The 17,660-nt window shown below is 62.8% G+C and carries 19 protein-coding genes; 12 read left to right on the top strand and 7 right to left on the bottom strand.

The annotated features are described in order from the left end of the window. Positions 1-66: 66 nt before the first annotated feature. The 3 genes from OKW20_RS15480 to folE form a co-directional block, all read right to left on the bottom strand. A complete protein-coding gene (locus OKW20_RS15480; protein WP_402316794.1) occupies positions 67-1,026 on the bottom strand; it encodes a patatin-like phospholipase family protein in 960 nt (319 codons plus the stop codon). 399 nt (positions 1,027-1,425) lie between these two features. Further along, the gene (gene hisI / locus OKW20_RS15475) at positions 1,426-1,878 is read right to left on the bottom strand and encodes a phosphoribosyl-AMP cyclohydrolase (protein ID WP_429173363.1); all 453 of its coding nucleotides are present in this window, start codon (positions 1,876-1,878) and stop codon (positions 1,426-1,428) included. A 24-nt stretch (positions 1,879-1,902) separates the two neighbouring features. Continuing rightward, positions 1,903-2,520 (bottom strand): GTP cyclohydrolase I FolE, encoded by a 618-nt coding sequence (folE, locus tag OKW20_RS15470; protein ID WP_043616502.1) that lies wholly within the window; start codon positions 2,518-2,520, stop codon positions 1,903-1,905. Positions 2,521-2,860: 340 nt separating this feature from the next. Here folE and OKW20_RS15465 point away from each other — a divergent pair, with 340 nt between their 5' ends. From OKW20_RS15465 to OKW20_RS15440, 6 genes are all read left to right on the top strand, one after another. Then, positions 2,861-3,307, top strand: coding sequence for an iron-sulfur cluster assembly scaffold protein (locus tag OKW20_RS15465; RefSeq protein WP_034795955.1), 447 nt, complete (start codon positions 2,861-2,863; stop codon positions 3,305-3,307). Between the two features lies 1 nt (position 3,308). Beyond that, complete coding sequence (gene yidD / locus OKW20_RS15460; RefSeq protein ID WP_429118572.1) at positions 3,309-3,683, top strand: membrane protein insertion efficiency factor YidD; 375 nt, start codon at positions 3,309-3,311, stop codon at positions 3,681-3,683. Further along, entirely contained in the window at positions 3,680-4,108 is a 429-nt protein-coding gene (locus OKW20_RS15455; RefSeq protein WP_429118569.1) for a DUF2267 domain-containing protein, read from the top strand. Before yidD ends, OKW20_RS15455 begins: the two co-directional genes overlap by 4 nt. A 10-nt stretch (positions 4,109-4,118) precedes the next feature. Further along, positions 4,119-4,658, top strand: coding sequence for a DUF1697 domain-containing protein (locus OKW20_RS15450; RefSeq protein ID WP_429118702.1), 540 nt, complete (start codon positions 4,119-4,121; stop codon positions 4,656-4,658). Between the two features lie 223 nt (positions 4,659-4,881). Beyond that, positions 4,882-6,864, top strand: coding sequence for a threonine--tRNA ligase (thrS, locus tag OKW20_RS15445; RefSeq protein ID WP_429173360.1), 1,983 nt, complete (start codon positions 4,882-4,884; stop codon positions 6,862-6,864). 79 nt (positions 6,865-6,943) lie between these two features. Beyond that, complete coding sequence (locus tag OKW20_RS15440) at positions 6,944-7,783, top strand: lysophospholipid acyltransferase family protein (RefSeq protein WP_043616513.1); 840 nt, start codon at positions 6,944-6,946, stop codon at positions 7,781-7,783. Positions 7,784-7,816: 33 nt separating this feature from the next. Here OKW20_RS15440 and OKW20_RS15435 read toward each other — a convergent pair whose 3' ends face one another. Beyond that, positions 7,817-8,830 (bottom strand): hypothetical protein, encoded by a 1,014-nt coding sequence (locus OKW20_RS15435; RefSeq protein ID WP_043616516.1) that lies wholly within the window; start codon positions 8,828-8,830, stop codon positions 7,817-7,819. A 100-nt stretch (positions 8,831-8,930) separates the two neighbouring features. Here OKW20_RS15435 and OKW20_RS15430 point away from each other — a divergent pair, with 100 nt between their 5' ends. Then, on the top strand, positions 8,931-9,515 hold the full coding sequence (locus OKW20_RS15430; RefSeq protein WP_034795936.1) for a nitroreductase family protein: 585 nt from the start codon (positions 8,931-8,933) through the stop codon (positions 9,513-9,515). After that, positions 9,515-10,117 (top strand): flavin reductase family protein, encoded by a 603-nt coding sequence (locus tag OKW20_RS15425; RefSeq protein WP_192445974.1) that lies wholly within the window; start codon positions 9,515-9,517, stop codon positions 10,115-10,117. The genes OKW20_RS15430 and OKW20_RS15425 overlap by 1 nt, the downstream gene beginning before the upstream one ends. Before the next feature lie 22 nt (positions 10,118-10,139). On the opposite strand, the gene OKW20_RS15420 is transcribed toward OKW20_RS15425, so the two are convergent. Then, positions 10,140-10,841 carry an aldolase gene (locus OKW20_RS15420; protein WP_429173357.1) on the bottom strand — a complete coding sequence of 234 codons (702 nt, stop codon included), beginning with the start codon at positions 10,839-10,841 and terminating at the stop codon, positions 10,140-10,142. Positions 10,842-10,915: 74 nt separating this feature from the next. Here OKW20_RS15420 and OKW20_RS15415 point away from each other — a divergent pair, with 74 nt between their 5' ends. Together OKW20_RS15415 and OKW20_RS15410 are read left to right on the top strand one after the other, a co-directional pair. Beyond that, positions 10,916-12,052 (top strand): DUF2336 domain-containing protein, encoded by a 1,137-nt coding sequence (locus tag OKW20_RS15415; protein ID WP_429173354.1) that lies wholly within the window; start codon positions 10,916-10,918, stop codon positions 12,050-12,052. A gap of 31 nt (positions 12,053-12,083) precedes the next feature. Beyond that, complete coding sequence (locus OKW20_RS15410; RefSeq protein ID WP_429173353.1) at positions 12,084-13,103, top strand: SDR family oxidoreductase; 1,020 nt, start codon at positions 12,084-12,086, stop codon at positions 13,101-13,103. A gap of 14 nt (positions 13,104-13,117) precedes the next feature. Here the strand turns inward: OKW20_RS15410 and OKW20_RS15405 are convergent, their stop codons facing one another. Then, entirely contained in the window at positions 13,118-13,531 is a 414-nt protein-coding gene (locus OKW20_RS15405) for a hypothetical protein (protein WP_429173350.1), read from the bottom strand. 218 nt (positions 13,532-13,749) lie between these two features. On the opposite strand from OKW20_RS15405, the gene OKW20_RS15400 reads away from it, so the two are divergent. Further along, complete coding sequence (locus OKW20_RS15400) at positions 13,750-14,220, top strand: GNAT family N-acetyltransferase (RefSeq protein ID WP_429173348.1); 471 nt, start codon at positions 13,750-13,752, stop codon at positions 14,218-14,220. Positions 14,221-14,345: 125 nt separating this feature from the next. Here the strand turns inward: OKW20_RS15400 and parE are convergent, their stop codons facing one another. Further along, positions 14,346-16,406, bottom strand: a complete 2,061-nt coding sequence (gene parE, locus OKW20_RS15395; protein WP_043616536.1) for a DNA topoisomerase IV subunit B — start codon at positions 16,404-16,406, stop codon at positions 14,346-14,348. 212 nt (positions 16,407-16,618) lie between these two features. Here parE and OKW20_RS15390 point away from each other — a divergent pair, with 212 nt between their 5' ends. Next, positions 16,619-17,539: an alpha/beta hydrolase gene (locus OKW20_RS15390; RefSeq protein WP_429173345.1), complete on the top strand. Its 921-nt coding sequence runs from the start codon at positions 16,619-16,621 to the stop codon at positions 17,537-17,539. The last annotated feature ends 121 nt before the right edge of the window (positions 17,540-17,660 follow it).

Raw genomic sequence — 17,660 nt, 5'->3', positions numbered from 1 at the left:
CATGACCTATGGGCGACCGGCAAGGTCCGCCGCCCGTCTTAGGCCTTTCACGCCGCAAACGAGCCGTCAGCGAACGAGCACTTCCTGCATGCGGCGAATTTCAACCAGCCTGGCCTTTGCCTCGTGGTAGCCGCGATCGATGGCTTCGCCCGCGCGATGGAACTCCGAAAGACCGATGTCGTTGAGTTTCGGGTGCAGCGCCAGATCTGGCGGGTCGCCGGCAAGCCGGGCGCGGGAAATCCGGTCCTGAATGATGTTGAAGGCCTGGACCATGACGCTGGTCATGCCCAGGCGCGACTGGTGCGGCGCTTCCTTGGCGGGCGCATCCAGGGATTCGGCGCCGGCGCTGTGTTTGACGACGGCCGAGCGACCATAGAGATCGTAGTTGAGGTTCACCGCGACGACGAGTTGCTGCTCATGGGCGCGGCACACCGAAACCGGAACCGGATTGACGAGCGCGCCATCAATCAGCGTGCGTCCGTTCGCCTTGATCGGCTCGAAGATGCCGGGCAGGGCGTAGGAAGCCCGGATGGCGGTGATCAGCGATCCTTTTTCGAGCCACACCTCGTGGCCGCTGTGCACCTCTGTCGCAACCGCAATGAATGGCCTGTCGAGGCTCTCGATGCTGAGACCCTCGAGATGTTCCTGCATGCGCTTGGTCAGCCGCAGGCCGCCGAATAGACCGCCGCCGCCGATGGCGAAATCGAGCAGCCCGGCGATCCGGCGCACGGTGAGGGAACGGGCGAAGGTTTCGAGTTCGTCGAGCTTGCCGGCAAGGTAGCAACCGCCGACGAGCGCGCCGATCGAGGTGCCGGCAATCATGCCGACTTCGATGCCTTCTTCGTCGAGGGCGCGCAATACGCCGATATGGGCCCAGCCGCGCGCGGCACCGCCGCCAAGCGCGATTGCGATCTTCGGTTTTTGCGGAGGTGGCGCCGGTTCAGGCGGCGTTGTCGAAATCGATGTTCCGTCCGGTCCGGACAGATCCGTAATCTGGTTGCTACGCGTAAACGTCCAATTCAACATCCGGCACCTCCAACACCGCCGAATACTCCGCAGCGCGACACGTCGATGAGAATGCGCGAAGGTCGCTGTGGCAATTCATCACTGACTAAACTTCCCAGGGGTCGGGATTGATCCTGGAGAGACGCAATTTCGTGCGCGCGTCCTGGGGAGGCTCCGCCAAGCCGGCGCCGGTGCCGGCCTTGTCCTGCTTCATCGCTGAAAGACTGGCACCATTCTTAAGGTATATCACCGATCCCACCGACGATTGCGGCGCCACCGATAAACATTGGATACAGTTTGCAATACAGTTTGGAACGGGATCGTTCCGATTGCGCCGCATCCTTGCTTAAGGATTAGGCGCCCGGTTGGTTTCCAAAAGATAAATATAGCATGTAGCCGCGCCAAAAAGATGCGCGATGCTTAATTTTTATCGTAGATCTCGGCCGGGTCGAAATGCCTGTGGTCGTCGGTAATTTTGACCGCGGCCTTGCCGTCTTCGATGCCGACGGTTCGGTAGAAGCAGGAACGGCGCCCGGTGTGGCAGGTCGCGTCGTGGCCGGCGACGGAAACCTTCAGCCAGATCGCATCCTGGTCGCAATCGGTGCGGATTTCCTTGACCGTCTGCAGGTTTCCGGAGCTTTCGCCCTTCTTCCAGAGGCTTTTGCGCGAGCGGCTGTAGTAGTGCGCCACCCCGGTCTCGATTGTCAGAGCCAGGGCCTCCGCATTCATGTGGGCGACCATCAGCAATTCGCCATCCCTGATGTCGGTGACAACGGCAGTGATCAGCCCCTTTTCATCAAAACGCGGGGTGAAGGCCGGACCGGTTTCCAGTTCGGCCTTGTTGGAGGAGGGAGCGTCGAAGGTGAGCGTCATGGAAAGGCTCCGTCTGTCGGAGCCTTACTTGAAGCCCCTGATCATCGTCATGAACCGCACCTGCTCGGCCGGCTCCGTCTGGAACGTACCCGTAAATGTGGTCGTCAGCGTTGTCGAGCCTTGCTTCTGCACGCCGCGCATCGCCATGCACATATGCTCGGCTTCGATCATCACGGCAACGCCGCGCGGGGCGAGCGACTCGTCGATCGCCTTGGCGATCTGCGCCGTCATCGATTCCTGCGTCTGCAGGCGGCGGCCGTAGATATCGACCACGCGGGCGATCTTCGACAGGCCGAGCACGCGCCCGTTCGGCAGGTAGGCGACATGCGCCTTGCCGATGATCGGCACCATGTGGTGTTCGCAATGCGAATAGAACGGGATGTCCTTGACGAGCACCATGTCGTCGTAGCCGGCAACTTCCTCGAAGGTGCGGCCGAGCACGTCTTCGGCAGCAAGTTCATAACCGCTGAAAAGCTCGCGGTAGGACTTGGCGACGCGCGCAGGCGTATCCAAAAGTCCTTCGCGCTGCGGGTCTTCGCCGGCCCAGCGCAAAAGAACGCGTACGGCGTCCTCCGCTTCCTTCTGGGTCGGACGGCCGCTCGCATCGTCGAGCACAGGAAAATTCTTCACTATGGCATCCATAATGGCCTCTTTGAGCAATACGGGATTGCTTGACGTTTTATCTTTCGGACAACTCGCCACTGGCCATTCGCCTAACCCTGCAGGCTTGGGTTCCGTTGGCGGGCTCCGGGGCTTTCCGGTCCTGGCTTAGCAGTGCACTGGACCTTCCGGCACGGTTTCCCAAACAACAGGCGACATTGTTCCTCTTGCGGAACTGTCACCCCAACACGACATAGCATATAGTATGGTGCCACAGAGATGAAAGAGGCGGAGCGTGTCGCGTCGTGCTTTTTTCCCGTCTACCGGAGAAAATCATGCGTCGATCACTCAAAACCGCGAAAAATCAGTCGGATCGCGTCAAATGATGGATGACATCTACAACAGCCGAATTCTCGAATTTGCCGGCAATATTCCCCGGATCGGGACACTCGGCGATGCCGATGCGGACGCGACGGCGCATTCCAAGCTGTGCGGTTCCAAGGTGCATATCTGGCTGAAGATGGATGGTGACGTCGTCACCGATTTTGCCCATGACGTGAAAGCCTGTGCGCTCGGCCAGGCGTCCTCTTCGATCATGGCGCGCCATGTCGTCGGGGCCGGTGCGGAGGAGATCCGCCAGGCACGCGAAGACATGCTGGCCATGTTGAAGGCGGACGGCGAGGGGCCTTCGGGCCGCTTCGAGGATATGCGCTTCCTGCGTCCGGTGAAGGACTACAAAGCGCGCCATGCGTCGACCATGTTGACCTTCGATGCCGTCGTCGATGCCATCGAGCAGATCGAGGCCAGGCGACTGCTCGCGGCCGTCTGAGATGTGCGGCGAACCGAATTGCCGGCACGCTGCACAGGAGAAGGCAGTGCCAGCGGCCCGTGGCCGAAACTGGTCGGGGCCTTTTCGCAAGACCCCCGGGCGGCTCTTGGGCATGGCGCTGATCCGCGTCTATCAGTTGACCCTTTCGAGCTTCATCGGCAATTCCTGCCGGCACCTGCCGACCTGTTCGGAATACGGTTACGAGGCGATTGCCCGCCATGGCTTCTGGGCTGGAGGCTGGATGACGCTGTTTCGCGTGGCGCGCTGCGGGCCGGGCGGAACGCATGGTTTCGATCCGGTGCCCGAGCGGCTTGAGCCGCGCCTCGTTTGGTACGCGCCGTGGCGCTTCTGGCGGCCGCGGCCGAAGGTTGGATGACCGCCATGACCATGCCGATGGAGTACCGTCAGGCCTCCGCGGACTTCGAGCGCTTCATTCTCGATGCCCGCGACTCGGCCGGACTGCAGACGACGAACCAGGCCTATACGATGGTGGAGGCGGTGCTGCAGGCGTTTCGGCGGCGGCTCGACATCGAGGACGCCATTCTGTTTGCCGACATCCTGCCGCCGGTCATCCGCGCGATCTTCGTTGCCGAGTGGGACCTTGAAGAGCCGAGGCTCCCGTTTTCCGGCCGCATCGCCATGACCCGGGAGGTGCAGGCGCTGCGCCCGGATCACAATGTTTCCCCGGACAGCGCCATTGCCGATGTCGCTGGCGCCTTGCGTCGCAACATCGACGAGGCGAAACTCGACCGGGTGCTCGCCCGTCTGCCGGCGGGCGCTGCGGATTTCTGGCGCGCCTGACAGGGGAATGATGAACAGCTACGTCGCCTTGCTTTACAGTATTGTTCTCGGGCCCGGCCGTCGGGTCGTCATGGCTGATCTCAAGAAGATGGCGGAAACGCTCGGCTATCAAGCGCCGCGGACCCTGGTCGCAACGGGCAATCTTGTGTTTCAGACCGGACAAACGTCCACTCGGGACCTCGAAATGCCGCTTGAGACGGCCTTTGCCGAGACGTTTGGCCGGCATGTCGACATTCTTGTCCGCTCCGGCGCCGATTGGCAGACGCTTGCCGCGTCCAATCCCTTCCGTCAGGAGGGTGAGGCGGACGCGACGCAGGTCCATGTTCGGGTGATGCGCGATCCCCTTACGGAAACGGCGCTCGAAGGACTTCGGCGCTACTGCACCGCCGGCGAGCGACTGGCGATCGTCGACGGCGATCTCTGGGTGCATTTCCCCGGCAAGGCGAGCGAATCGAAGCTGCTCGGCGCCATGACCACCAAGCGACTGGGCATCGGGACGTTCCGCAACTGGAACACGGTGAAGGGGCTTTCCGAGATGCTGCGCAGCTAGCGTCCGCCGCAGCCTCGCCTTTACTCACTTTCGAAAACCCTTTATCAGGCTACGGCGTGTTTCCGCGGATCGTTCTGCGATCTGGGGAAAAACACGCAGCAATCCAAAGCACTACAGCGATCCCTGCGCGTCTGACGGATGCGACGCTGTATCGTCAATTCACCGGCGCCGCCGGCCAACTATACCACCCGCATTCGTTGGCGGGACTGGATAGGAGATCATTATGTCGAATCCTGTTTCCCTTACATTTCCTGATGGCTCGGTCCGCGAATATCCCGCGGGATCGACTGGCCGCGACGTGGCCGAGGCGATTTCGAAGTCGCTTGCCAAGAAGGCTGTCGCGATTGCGCTCGATGGCGAGCTGCGCGATCTTTCCGATCCGGTAACGTCAGGCCGTATCGAGATCGTCGTGCGCGACGACAAGCGCTCGCTCGAGCTCATCCGCCACGATGCAGCGCACGTGATGGCTGAGGCCGTGCAGGAGCTGTGGCCGGGAACGCAGGTGACCATCGGTCCGGTCATCGACAACGGCTTCTACTACGACTTCGCCAAGAACGAGCCTTTCACGCCCGACGACCTGCCGCTGATCGAAAAGCGGATGAAGGAGATCATCGCGCGCAACAAGCCCTTCACCAAGGAAGTCTGGTCCCGCGAAAAGGCCCGCCAGGTCTTTGCCGAGAAGGGCGAGGCCTACAAGGTCGAGCTCGTCGACGCGATCCCCGAGGGGCAGGACCTCAAGATCTACTATCAGGGCGATTGGTTCGACCTTTGCCGCGGCCCGCACCTGGCCTCGACCGGCCAGATCGGTACGGCCTTCAAGCTGATGAAGGTGGCCGGCGCCTATTGGCGCGGCGACAGCAACAACGCGATGCTGACCCGCATTTACGGCACGGCCTGGCACACCCAGGAAGAGCTCGACCAGTACCTGCACGTGCTTGCCGAAGCCGAAAAGCGCGACCACCGTCGCCTCGGCCGCGAAATGGACCTGTTCCATTTCCAGGAAGAAGGTCCGGGCGTCGTCTTCTGGCACGGCAAGGGCTGGCGCATGTTCCAGACGCTGGTTGGCTATATGCGCCGGCGGCTCGCCAACACCTACCAGGAAGTCAACGCGCCGCAGGTGCTCGACAAGTCGCTCTGGGAAACCTCGGGTCACTGGGGCTGGTACCGCGACAACATGTTCAAGGTGACGGTTGCCGGTGACGAGACCGACGACGAGCGCATCTTTGCGCTGAAGCCGATGAACTGCCCGGGCCATATCCAGATCTTCAAACATGGCCTGAAGTCCTATCGCGAACTGCCGGTTCGTCTCGCCGAATTCGGCAACGTTCATCGCTACGAGCCCTCGGGCGCCCTGCACGGACTGATGCGCGTGCGCGGCTTCACCCAGGACGACGCGCACGTCTTCTGCACCGACGAGCAGATGGCCGAAGAATGCCTGCGCATCAACGACCTGATCCTGTCGGTGTACGAAGACTTCGGCTTCAAGGAAGTCGTGGTCAAGCTCTCCACCCGTCCGGACAAGCGTGTCGGCTCCGACGAACTCTGGGATCGCGCCGAAAGCGTGATGACGGACGTGTTGAAGACCATCGAGGCGCAGTCGGAAGGCCGCATCAAGACCGGCATCCTGCCGGGTGAGGGCGCCTTCTACGGTCCGAAGTTCGAATACACGCTGAAGGACGCGATCGGTCGCGAATGGCAGTGCGGCACGACCCAGGTCGACTTCAACCTGCCGGAACGTTTCGGCGCGTTCTATATCGACAAGGAATCGGAGAAGCGCCAGCCGGTGATGATCCACCGCGCCATCTGCGGCTCGATGGAACGCTTCCTCGGCATCCTGATCGAGAACTTCGCCGGCCACATGCCGCTGTGGGTTTCGCCGCTGCAGGTCGTCGTCGCGACGATCACGTCTGAAGCCGACGACTACGGTCGTGAGGTTGCCGAACTGCTGCGCGATGCAGGCCTCACTGTCGAGACCGACTTCCGCAACGAGAAAATCAACTACAAGGTCCGCGAACACTCGGTCACGAAGGTTCCGGTCATCGTGGTCTGCGGCAAGCGCGAAGCCGAGGAGCGCTCGGTCAACATCCGTCGTCTGGGCTCGCAGGCCCAGACCGCCATGTCGCTCGACGAAGCGATCGCTTCGCTTTCGCTCGAAGCCATGGCGCCGGATCTCAAGCGCAAGGCAGAAAAGAAAGCTCGGGGTTGATACCCCGAGCACTTGCTTTGTCAGCAAACTGTCATATTAGCGGAATATCCGGATAAGATCGTATCCATCGGAGATTTCCGTGCAGTTCAAAGAGCTGTCTTACGCCAATGAAAACGACCGGCGCTTAAAGCGCTGGTTCATTCGCTCCATGGAAGGCCTGTCGGGCCGCAACCGCTATGCCAAGCTTTATACGCGCTGGCGGTCCGACATCGTGGGCAAGAGCGAGCGCGTCTTCGGAGAGATGCTGCAGCTGATCGACGTGACGCTGCAGACGAAGGGCGAGTGGCCGCCGCGGAACCTGCCCGATACGCCGATCGTCATCATCGCCAACCATCCTTTCGGCATCGGCGACGGTATCGCCGTGCTGGCGCTTGCCGAACAGCTCGGCCGTCCCTTCCGCGTCCTCATCAACAACGAGCTCTTGAAGGTGCCGGAAATGGCGCCTTACTCCCTGCCGGTATCGTTCGAAGAGACGAAGGAGGCGCTGGCCGTCAACATGGCGACGCGCCATGAAGCGCTGCGACTGCTCAAGGAAGGCGTGACCATCGTCATCTTCCCGGCCGGCGGCGTGGCGACTGCGCCGAAGGGTTTTGGCCGTGCCGAGGACCTGCCGTGGAAGATCTTTCCGGCAAAACTGATCCAGGCCGCGCGGGCGAGCGTGATCCCGATCTACTTCGAAGGGCAGAACGGCCCGTTCTTCCATCTGGCGAGCAAGATTTCGCTGACGCTGAGGCTGTCGCTGTTAATCCGAGAGTTCCGGCGTCTGTCGGGAACGACGATCGCGGCGCGCATCGGCGGCGTGCTCACGCCCGAGGATCTCGGTGCCTGTGGCGATCGCAAGGACCTTTTGGCGCGCATCTATGAGGCGGTCTTTTCCATGGCGCCGCCACGTCGGCGGTTCATGCGGCGGGCAAGCTGACGTCAGGTCAGCTGCTTTCCGTAACGTCGGGGCTTAGTCCTGGGCTTCCGATACGACGCTCGTATTGGTATTCGCATTGTTGCCGCCGCTGCTGAGCAGCACTTCCACGTCCATGTTGACGCCGGCCTTCACCGTGAAGTCGCGCTCGTAGATCTTGTCCTTGTAGCGCGCGACGGCGGAATAGCTGCCTTCCAGCAGAACCTGCGTAGGGAAGGCGCCATTGGCTTCGCTCACCGTGTCGCCGGCGGAGGTGAGGATCGTCCAGGCGGTGTTGGCGATCGCTTCGCCGCCAGGCTCCGAGACTAGCTTCAGCGTGAGTTTCGCGGCGCGGTGCTGCATGGTTGCTTCGGTCAGCTTGCCGGCCTCGACCTGGATGTCTGCCGCAGTCGAGGCGTTGGTCGTGCCGCCATAGCTGGAGGTTACGTGGTAGGTCCCGGCACCCAGCCGGACCACCGTGTTCGGCTTCACGTCCTCGACGATGAGCGCCCGTTCGCCGTCGCTCTTGGTGTCGGCGGAATAGACATCGAAGCTGAGTTCGGCCGGTGGGATGCGCACGTCGCTGCCGGAGACGGCATTGAGCTTCATGCCTCCGGCATCGAGCACAAGCACCTGCTTGTCGAGCGCGCCTTGCTCCGGCACGCGGACCTTGCGCGTGGCCGAGGCGCGTCCGAAGGAAACATTGACGAAGTATTCGCCCGGCACCAGGTTGAACGCGGTCGAGCCGCCTTCCGATGTTGCGAGAAGCGGCAGCTTGCCGTCGCTTCCGGGGATCGGGCTGAATACGCGCCAGGTCAGGCCAGCTTCGACGGGGCCGCCCTTTTCGACAAGCAGTGCCTCGAGCTTGATATCCTTCAGCGTGCCGTCCGCGAGCGGATCCGATGTCATCGGGCTGAAGCCCGTCAGCTTCGGCATCTTGCGCGGGCCGGCGATCGAGGGGAAATTTTCAAACGCCTGGGTCGCATCCTCGGCGAACACATTTCCCGTCGCGGTGCCGGCGACAAGGATCGCAAGGCCGGTCTGAAGGAAAATACGAGAGAGTGCACGCATGAGAACAGTTGACTTCCTGACTGAGTGACTCCACTTGGGACGCCGGTATGGCATTTTCGTGGCTGCCTGTGGGGCGGCAAATTAGTGGAATTCATCTGACATGAAAACCGAAATTAAGCTCGTCGACTACCTGACGTCCCGCCGCTCCATCCCCGCTTTCCAGATGGGAGGCCCGGGCCCCGGCAAGGCCGAGGTCGAGGAAATGCTGAAGCTCGCTTCGCGCGTGCCGGACCACGGCAAGCTCGCGCCCTGGCGCTTCATCGTCTATCGCGGCGAGGAGAGGGTGCGCATCAGCGCCAAGCTGAAGGCGATGGCGCTCGAGCTGAAGCCAGACCTGTCGGAAGAGATGATCAAGGTCGAGGAAACCCGCCTGTCGCGCGCGCCTGTGGTCGTCGCCGTCGTCAGCACCGCCGCGCCGCATTTCAAGATCCCGGAATGGGAGCAGGTCATGTCTGCCGGTGCCGTCTGCCTCAACCTGCTGATGGCCGCCAACGCTCTCGGTTACGCCTCCAACTGGCTGACCGAGTGGTATGCGTTCGACGAGCGTGCCTATCCGCTGTTGGGCGTGAAGCCGGGCGAGAAAATTGCCGGCTTCATCCACATCGGCACCGCCATGGTGCCGCCGACGGAGCGGCCGCGGCCCGAACTCGCCGAGATCGTTACCTGGGTGGGCGAGGAAGCCTGATGTTTTACGATACGACCTCGAACAGTCACGGTCTGCCGCATGACCCCTTCAAGGCGATCGTTTCGCCGCGGCCGATCGGTTGGATTGGCACGCGGTCGGCCGAGGGCGCGCTGAACCTCGCGCCCTATTCCTTCTTCAACGCTATCAGCGACCGGCCAAAGCTCGTGATGTTTTCGTCCAGCGGCTACAAGGACTCGGTTCGCAACATCGAGGCGACCGGTGAGTTCACGGCGAGCTTCGCCAGTCGTGATCTGGCGGATGCCGTCAACAAGACCTCGATCCCGGCGCCGCATGGCGAGAGCGAATTCGAGATTGCCGGACTGACGCCGGTCGATGGCGCGCTGGTTGGCGCGCCTTTCGTCGGCGAAGCCTATGCCGCGCTCGAATGCCGGATGACCGAGATGTTCCAGCCGAAGGATCTGGATGGCGCATTGTCCGACAACTACGTCGTGATCGGCCAGGTCGTGGGCATCCACATTCGCGAGGATGCGATCCGCGAAGGCCGTTTCGACATGTCGACGGTCAAGCCGCTCGCCCGCCTTGGCTACATGGATTACTGCGACGGCGGCGACGTCTTCCAGATGACCCGCCCGACGCGCTGACCATTGCAGCGCAGGCTCGGCGTCATGCGCCGCCGGCGATGACTGCCTGCTCGGGCGAGCGGCAGACGACCGAAGCGAACCCGTCGTTCGTGCTTTGTGAAAGTGCCCAGCGCGTGGCTACCGCGTCGGCCGTGGGCGGCAGCACCTCATAGGCGCGGATGCCGGCCTCATGGGCCCTTAGCACCACATTGGCGCGACCCGCGAGCACGGGCGCCGCCACTCCCTGATGCGCAGCGCTCGCCGGTTCCTTGCAGCCGACCGCCTTTGCCAGCGCCGAACCGTTGAAGATCAGACCTTCCAATCTCTGCGAACATCCCACCAGCGTGTGCGGTGACAGCAGGCCTTCGGGCGATGCGCCATATTCGGCGTAGATCCTGGTGCGGCCGGCCGGAAGGCCATTCTTTGCTTCTGCAACCCGCAGCATCACGTCGAGCTTCTGTATGTCCGCGCGGCCGCGGCATCCGGTAAGCACGACGCCCTCAATGCCGCCGCCAAGCAGTCGGTTTAGTTCGTCTTCATTGAGCAGTTCGATCGGTTCGACGCGGGCGAGCAGCGCGAACGCGCGTCTCTCCATCTGGGAGAGGGCGGCGATACGTGTTTCGTGACCGGAGCCGGCATCCAGGATGAGCCCGGCCAATGTGTTGAGGACGCTCACGTCCAGGCTGAGCGCGTCGCCGTCGGCAAGAAGCAGCGGCTTTATGGTTTGGAGGCGGTTAACAGACATGGTGAACCAATCTTAAACCTTTGCTCGCTAGGCTCTGAACATCGGTGGCATTGGCGTGGTCTAGTGGGGCGTAGGTGATCATACAAGCATTTCTTCGCTGGGTGGAAACGGCGAGAACGGGTGAGCGCATTCGCGCCGCCAGCGCGCTCGGCCGCGCCTATGTTGATGCGCAGTTGAATGGCCTCGATCGTCGAGCCGCCGAAATGGCGATGACCTTCCTGTTGGACGATCCGTCGCCGAAAGTTCGCCTTGCCTTGGCCGAAGCCCTTTGCAGTTGTTCCTCCGTGCCGCGCGCCATCGTTCTTGGCCTTGCCGGCGACCAGCCTGAAATTGCCTATCTCGTCGTTTCGCATTCTCCTGTCCTGACCGACGACGACTTGGTCGACCTCGCCGCGCGCGGAACGCTGGAGACCCGCGCGCTGATCGCGGCGCGCAGTTTCGTTTCGCGCGGGGTCGCCGCTGCGATCGCCGAAATCGGCGACGAAGACGAAATGCTGATTCTGCTGGAAAACCCCGGTGCTCTTCTGTCGCGCCGTTCGCTGAAGCGCATTGCCGAGCGCCTTGGTCATTCGGCTTCCGTTCGTGATCTGCTTCTTGCGCGCAACGACCTGCCGAGTGCCGCCCGCCACACGCTTGTCGAAGAAGTCGGCGCAGCGCTTGCCGCTTTCGGCCTCGTGCAGGTGACGATTGGCGAAGCCCGCGTGCAGCGGGTCACCCGTGAGGCCTGCGATATCGCCGCCGTCGGCATGGTTGGAGCGACCGCCGTCGAGGAACTGCCGGACCTCGTCACGCACCTGCGCGAGACCGGGCGACTGACACCGGCTTTCCTGTTGCATGCGCTGGTGACCGGCCGCGCAGAGTTTTTCTCGGCGGTGATCGTCGACCTCTCGGGCGTTAGCGAAAAACGCGTGCGCTCCATTCTGTCCGGCGGACGCATCCACTCGATCCGTGCCTTGTTCGAAAGCGCCGGACTTGGACGCGACGTCAGCGAAACTTTTGCAACAGCCGTCCTCCTGTGGCGTCAGGACGGGCCGGCGGCAGTCGACAGCCATGCGACGGTCTCGGCAGAACTGCTCGCGCGCCTTCGACGCGGTGGCGCCACGTCGCCGGCCGAAGTCGCGATGATCGATCTGCTCGAGCGCCTGGCATTTGCCGAGGAGCGCCAGTCGGCCCGCCACTACGCGGAGCTTGCCGCACGCCAGGCCGCCTGAGCGTCACCCGTTTCCAGCGAGGTATGCACATATGAACGCGAGGACCGCGACCGTTGCCGTGACCGGAATTGGCGGTTTCGTCGGGCGGCACGTCGCGCTCGCCTTGCTGCGCGAGGGCTATCCCGTGCACGGCACGGTCCGAACGCTCGGGCGCGCCGGGGAGATCGAGCAATCCGTTCGATCAGCCGGAGGAACCGATGCCGCGCGCCTGACGTTTGGTGAGGCGAATCTCCTGGAGGAGCGGGGCTGGGCCAAGGCCTTTGCTGACGTTTCTTACGTCGTCCACACCGCCTCGCCATTTCCGGCTCGCTTGCCCGCCAATGAAGGTGATCTGATCGGGCCGGCCCGTGACGGCACGCTGCGGGTGCTCAGGGCTGCCCATGCGGCCGGTGTCAAACGCGTCGTGCTCACGTCGTCGGTCGCCGCGGTGATCTACGGGGCAGGGCGAGCGCCGTTTACGGAGGGGGACTGGAGCGACCCGCAGTCTCCGCTTGCGACGCCCTATTACCGCTCCAAGACCGTTGCCGAACGCGCAGCCTGGGACTATGCGGCGGAAAGTGGCCTGGAGCTTGCGGTCGTCAATCCCGGCATGGTGCTCGGGCCGGTTCTTGGCCACGATATTGGCACATCCGTCGCCGTGGTGCGCAACCTGCTCAAGGGGAATTACCCAGCCTTGCCGAAGTTCGCCGTGCCTGTTGTCGATGTGCGCGACGTGGCGGATGCGCATGTGCGGGCCTTGACCGTCGCCGCGGCAGCGGGCGAGCGCTTCCTGATCGCGGGAGAGACGCTTTCCCTTGCGGATATCACGGCTATCCTCCGGCGCCGGTTCCCTGAACGCGCGGGCAGGCTTCCAAGGTTCGTCCTGCCCAATTGGCTGGCGGGACTTGCCGCACCCTTCGATGCGGGCTTGCGTCTCATCGTGCGCGAGCTCGGGCATGACTCACGCATTTCCAACGAAAAGGCGCGACGCGTGCTCGGGTGGCAGCCACGCTCGGCGGAGGACGCGGTCGTCGCCTCGGCGAACAGCCTGATCTCGGCCGGCCTCGTCTGAGGCATGCAGGCGCGTCAGTCGGTAAAGCGGCGCGCGACCCAGGAATAGCCATCTTCGACATAGCGCACCGGCGTCGTCACGATGTTTTTCAGCTTTTCCCGATCGGGGATCGCACCTGACAGGAAAGCCAGCGTGCGTTTCGGTAATCCTTGCTCGGGTTCTGCCTCCGTCGCCGGAGCGGGCAGCGCCTGGTTCTGCTGGGCGCCCGGCGGCGGCGCGGGCATTTCGGCCACACTTGGCGCCGAGCTCTCGCAAACCGCGACGACAACCGGGTAGTTCGCATTGGAAAACTTCGGCAGTTGCGCGTTCGATTCCGTGTCGCACTGCGCGATCGATGGCCAGCTGCCGTTGACCGTCGAGATATATTGGCATTGGCTGACGTCGTGGTCGCAGCCGAGAATGGTCATGACTATCAGCGCCGCTTGCATCGCGTTCCCATCGTCTTTGCAGGTTGTGGTGGATCAACCTATGCCTGCATGATTCTCCTCGAAATAGGGCGATGTTGCCGGCAGCGCGGAACAAATTGTTTCAACCTGTTAGGCGGATTGATGGAGCGGCATGCGGACCTGCGCCATTTGACGTATTGGTCCGGGCGTTTGCCGGCGGTAGTTTGGCGCAAAGCAATTGAATGAAAAGGAAGAACCGATTGCCTGCCGTAATCATAGCCCAGGAGACGCCGCGCCAAGCAGAAGTCCTGCGTCTCCTGGAACTCTCCGACGCCTACGCCGCCTCGCTCTATCCCGCCGAGAGCAACCACATGGTCGATCTGTCGAGCCTGGAAAAGCCGGAGGTATCGTTCTTCGTTGCGAGGCGTGACGGCGATATCGTCGGCTGCTGCGCCCTGGTGGATGCCGGTGACGGGACGGCGGAGATCAAGCGCATGTTCGTCGATCCTGAGGCGAGGGGGCTCAGGGTCGGCAAATTGCTGCTGCAGGCGCTGGAGGCGCGCGCAGCGCAAGTTGGGTTATCGGCAATCCGTCTTGAAACCGGCATCTATCAGCCGGAAGCGATCGGCCTTTACAAGGCGGCCGGCTATGCCGAGCGCCCGCCGTTCGGTGAATATCAGCCGGATCCGCTGAGCCTCTTCATGGAAAAATCCGTTTGTGCGGCGGCATGAGGTCAGGCTGCCAACAATCTCGGTAAACGAGAACGGCGGCCGTTGGGCCGCCATTTTTGATTTGGACTGTTGTGATCCTGCTTGCCGGCTGAAGGCCGGCTCAGACTTGCCGGCTGAAGGCCGGCTCAGATGTCCAGGTTGTCCGCAAAGACCGCGCGTTCCTGGATGAAGCGGAAGCGCGCATCCGCCTTCGTGCCCATCAGGTTGTCGACCGCCTCGCGCGTGCCCTCGAAATCGACATCGTCGATCTCGACTTTCAGCAACGTGCGGAACTTCGGATCCATCGTCGTTTCCTTGAGCTGCGCCGGCAGCATCTCGCCGAGGCCCTTGAAGCGGCCGATCTCGACCTTGCCGCGACCGGCAAACTCGGTACGCATCAGTTCTTCGCGGTGTGCGTCGTCGCGGGCATAGAGCGTCCTTGCGCCCTGGCTGATGCGATAGAGCGGCGGCACGGCGAGATAGAGGTGACCGCCGCGGATCAGCTCGGGCATCTCCTGATAGAAGAAGGTGATCAGCAGCGAGGCGATATGCGCGCCGTCGACGTCGGCGTCGGTCATGACGACGATGCGCTCATAGCGCAGGTCCTCTTCGCGGTACTTGCTGCGGGTGCCGCAACCAAGCGCCTGGATGAGGTCGGCGATCTGCTGGTTGGCGCCGAGTTTTTCGCGACCGGCGCTTGCGACGTTCAGGATCTTGCCGCGCAAGGGCAGGATTGCCTGGTTGGCGCGGTTGCGCGCCTGCTTCGCCGAACCGCCTGCCGAGTCCCCTTCGACGATGAAGAGCTCGGCGCCTTCGGCGGTGTTCTGCGAGCAGTCGGCAAGCTTGCCGGGCAGGCGCAGCTTGCGCACCGCGGTCTTGCGGTTGACTTCCTTTTCCTTGCGCCGGCGCACGCGCTCCTCGGCGCGTTCGACCACCCAGTCGAGCAGCTTGTCGGCCTCGGCCGGATTGTCGGTCAGGTAGTGGTCGAAGGGATCGCGCAACGCATTTTCGACGATGCGTTGTGCTTCGACGGTGGCGAGCTTGTCCTTGGTCTGGCCGACGAATTCCGGTTCGCGGATGAACACCGACAGCATGCCGGCGGCCGAGATCATCACGTCATCGGTGGTGATGAGCGCCGCGCGCTTGTTCTGCTTCAGTTCGGCGTAGTTCTTGAGGCCCTTGGTCAGCGCGATGCGGAAACCCGCCTCGTGCGTGCCGCCTTCGGGCGTCGGAATGGTGTTGCAGTAGGAATGAACCTGCTGATCGCCGCCATACCAGGTGACCGCCCATTCGAGCGAGCCGTGGCCGTTGGCCTTCTCCGACTTGCCGGCGAAGATCTCGCGGGTGACGGTGAATTCCTTGCCGAGCGTTGCCGCCAGGTAATCCTTCAGGCCACCCGGGAAGTGGAAGACCGCCTTGTCCGGGATCTCCGAACCTTCCTGCAGCAATGACGGATCGCACGACCAGCGGATCTCGACGCCACCGAAAAGGTAGGCCTTCGAGCGAGCCATGCGGAAAAGCCGGCCGGGTTCGAAATGCGCGTGCGGTCCGAAAATGTCCGGGTCCGGATGGAAGCGGACGCGCGTGCCGCGGCGATTGTGCACGTCGCCGAGTTCCTCGAGCCCGCCCTGCGGAATGCCGCGGGAGAAGCGCTGGCGGTAGAGCTTGCGATTGCGGGCGACTTCGACTTCGAGCGCGTCGGAGAGCGCGTTGACGACGGAAACGCCGACGCCGTGCAGACCGCCCGAGGTTTCATAGGCCTTGCCGTCGAACTTGCCGCCGGCATGGAGCACCGTCATGACGACTTCGAGCGTCGACTTGCCGGGGAATTTCGGATGGTTTTCGACCGGGATGCCGCGGCCGTTGTCGGTGACGGTCAGGAACCCCTCGGCATCGAGATGGACCTCGATGAAGTTGGCATGGCCGGCGACCGCTTCGTCCATCGAGTTGTCGATGACTTCGGCAAAGAGATGGTGCAGCGCCTTCTCGTCGGTGCCGCCGATATACATGCCTGGACGACGGCGGACGGGCTCAAGGCCCTCGAGCACCTCGATCGCCGACGCATCGTAATCGCTGCCATCGCTGCCCTTCGGGGCAGGGCGCGGTTCTTCGCGCGCGATGGGGGCTGCAGCCACGGCCGGCTTGGCGCTCGGCTGAACGGGCTTCGGTTGCTCGGGCATTGAGAAGAGGTCGCTGTTGTCGTCCATGGGGCCGTTCGGATCGTTCCTGTCGTTCGGGAATGCCAGAGGCCTTAGCAAGCCCCAGGCTTTGCCGCCATCCCCCGGCGGTCGAATCACCTGAATTCTGCCAGACTCTCACAGGATACGCGAACAAAAGGAGAATTTCTGGCGCCGGCCGCCGGTGATTTTTCGCATGAACGGCCGTGTTTCTGGCCAAGTGTTGCTTTGCGGTGCGGCCAATGGCAAGGCTTGCGGCCAAAGAGGGAGCCCGTCATTTGGCCGTGTCCACAGTTGTTTTTCCGTTTCGCGCCTGCCTGTTCGCCTTGGCCCTGGCAATTGCCGGTTCGCCGGCAGAGGCTCAGACGCTCAAGCCCTATAAGGACGAACTGTTCTCCTATACCAAAGTGCTCGGCCAGGAGGATGGCGGCGACGACCTGACGGTCGACTACCAGGAACTGCGGGACATCAACGAGCGCGACGAAATCCCGGAGCGCCGGGTGAAGCGCGCCTATGTGTCGCTTGGCGTCAAGAGCGAGCAGGTCAACGAAACGCTCGATATTGGCGGCCGTGCGCTGGACGTGACCCGGGTCGGCCCCGATCGCGGCGCCGGGTTTTCGGTCATCTTCATCCATGGGCGCGGCGGCGACCGCCGGCTGGGTGCCAATGACTTTTCCTTCGGAGGCAACTTCAATCGGCTGAAGAACCTCGCCGTCGCCAATGGCGGCGTCTATTACGCCCCGAGCGTCCGGTCCTTCGATACGGCAGGGGCCGCCGATATCGCCGGCCTGGTCCGATACGTGTCCGAACGTTCCGGCGGCCGTCCGGTCGTGCTCGCCTGCGCGTCGATGGGAAGCTTCATCTGCTGGGGTGTCTCGCGTGACGCCTCCGCCGTCTCAGCACTCTCCGGCATGATGGTGATGGGCGGCGTCAGTGATCCTGACTTCACGAAAAGCGCCGCCTATAAGGCGAAGCTGCCGATGTTCTTCAGCCATGGCAGCCGCGACAGCGTCTATCCGGCCGAAGGCCAGAAGGCGCTCTATCGGTCGCTGAAAGCCAAGGGTTACCCGACGCGCTTCGTGCTGTTCGAAAGCGGCTCGCACGGAACGCCGGTGCGCATGACCGACTGGCGCGATGCGCTAAACTGGATCGGCAGCCGCTAATGCGTGTCGCGCAAAAGTGTGCAGCGGTTTTGCGGCAACGACATGCATAAAAACAAGAGCCTAAGGCCTGGTGTGTGAATCTTCGTTCACGCGACAGGCGATAGGCGTCGCCCTGCTGCTG

Origin of the sequence: Ensifer sp. LBL, assembly GCF_050435225.1 — a bacterium.
Taxonomy (GTDB): domain Bacteria; phylum Pseudomonadota; class Alphaproteobacteria; order Rhizobiales; family Rhizobiaceae; genus Ensifer.
The sequence above is the reverse complement of the archived record's forward strand: the minus strand, read 5'-3'. Positions and strand labels throughout refer to the sequence as shown.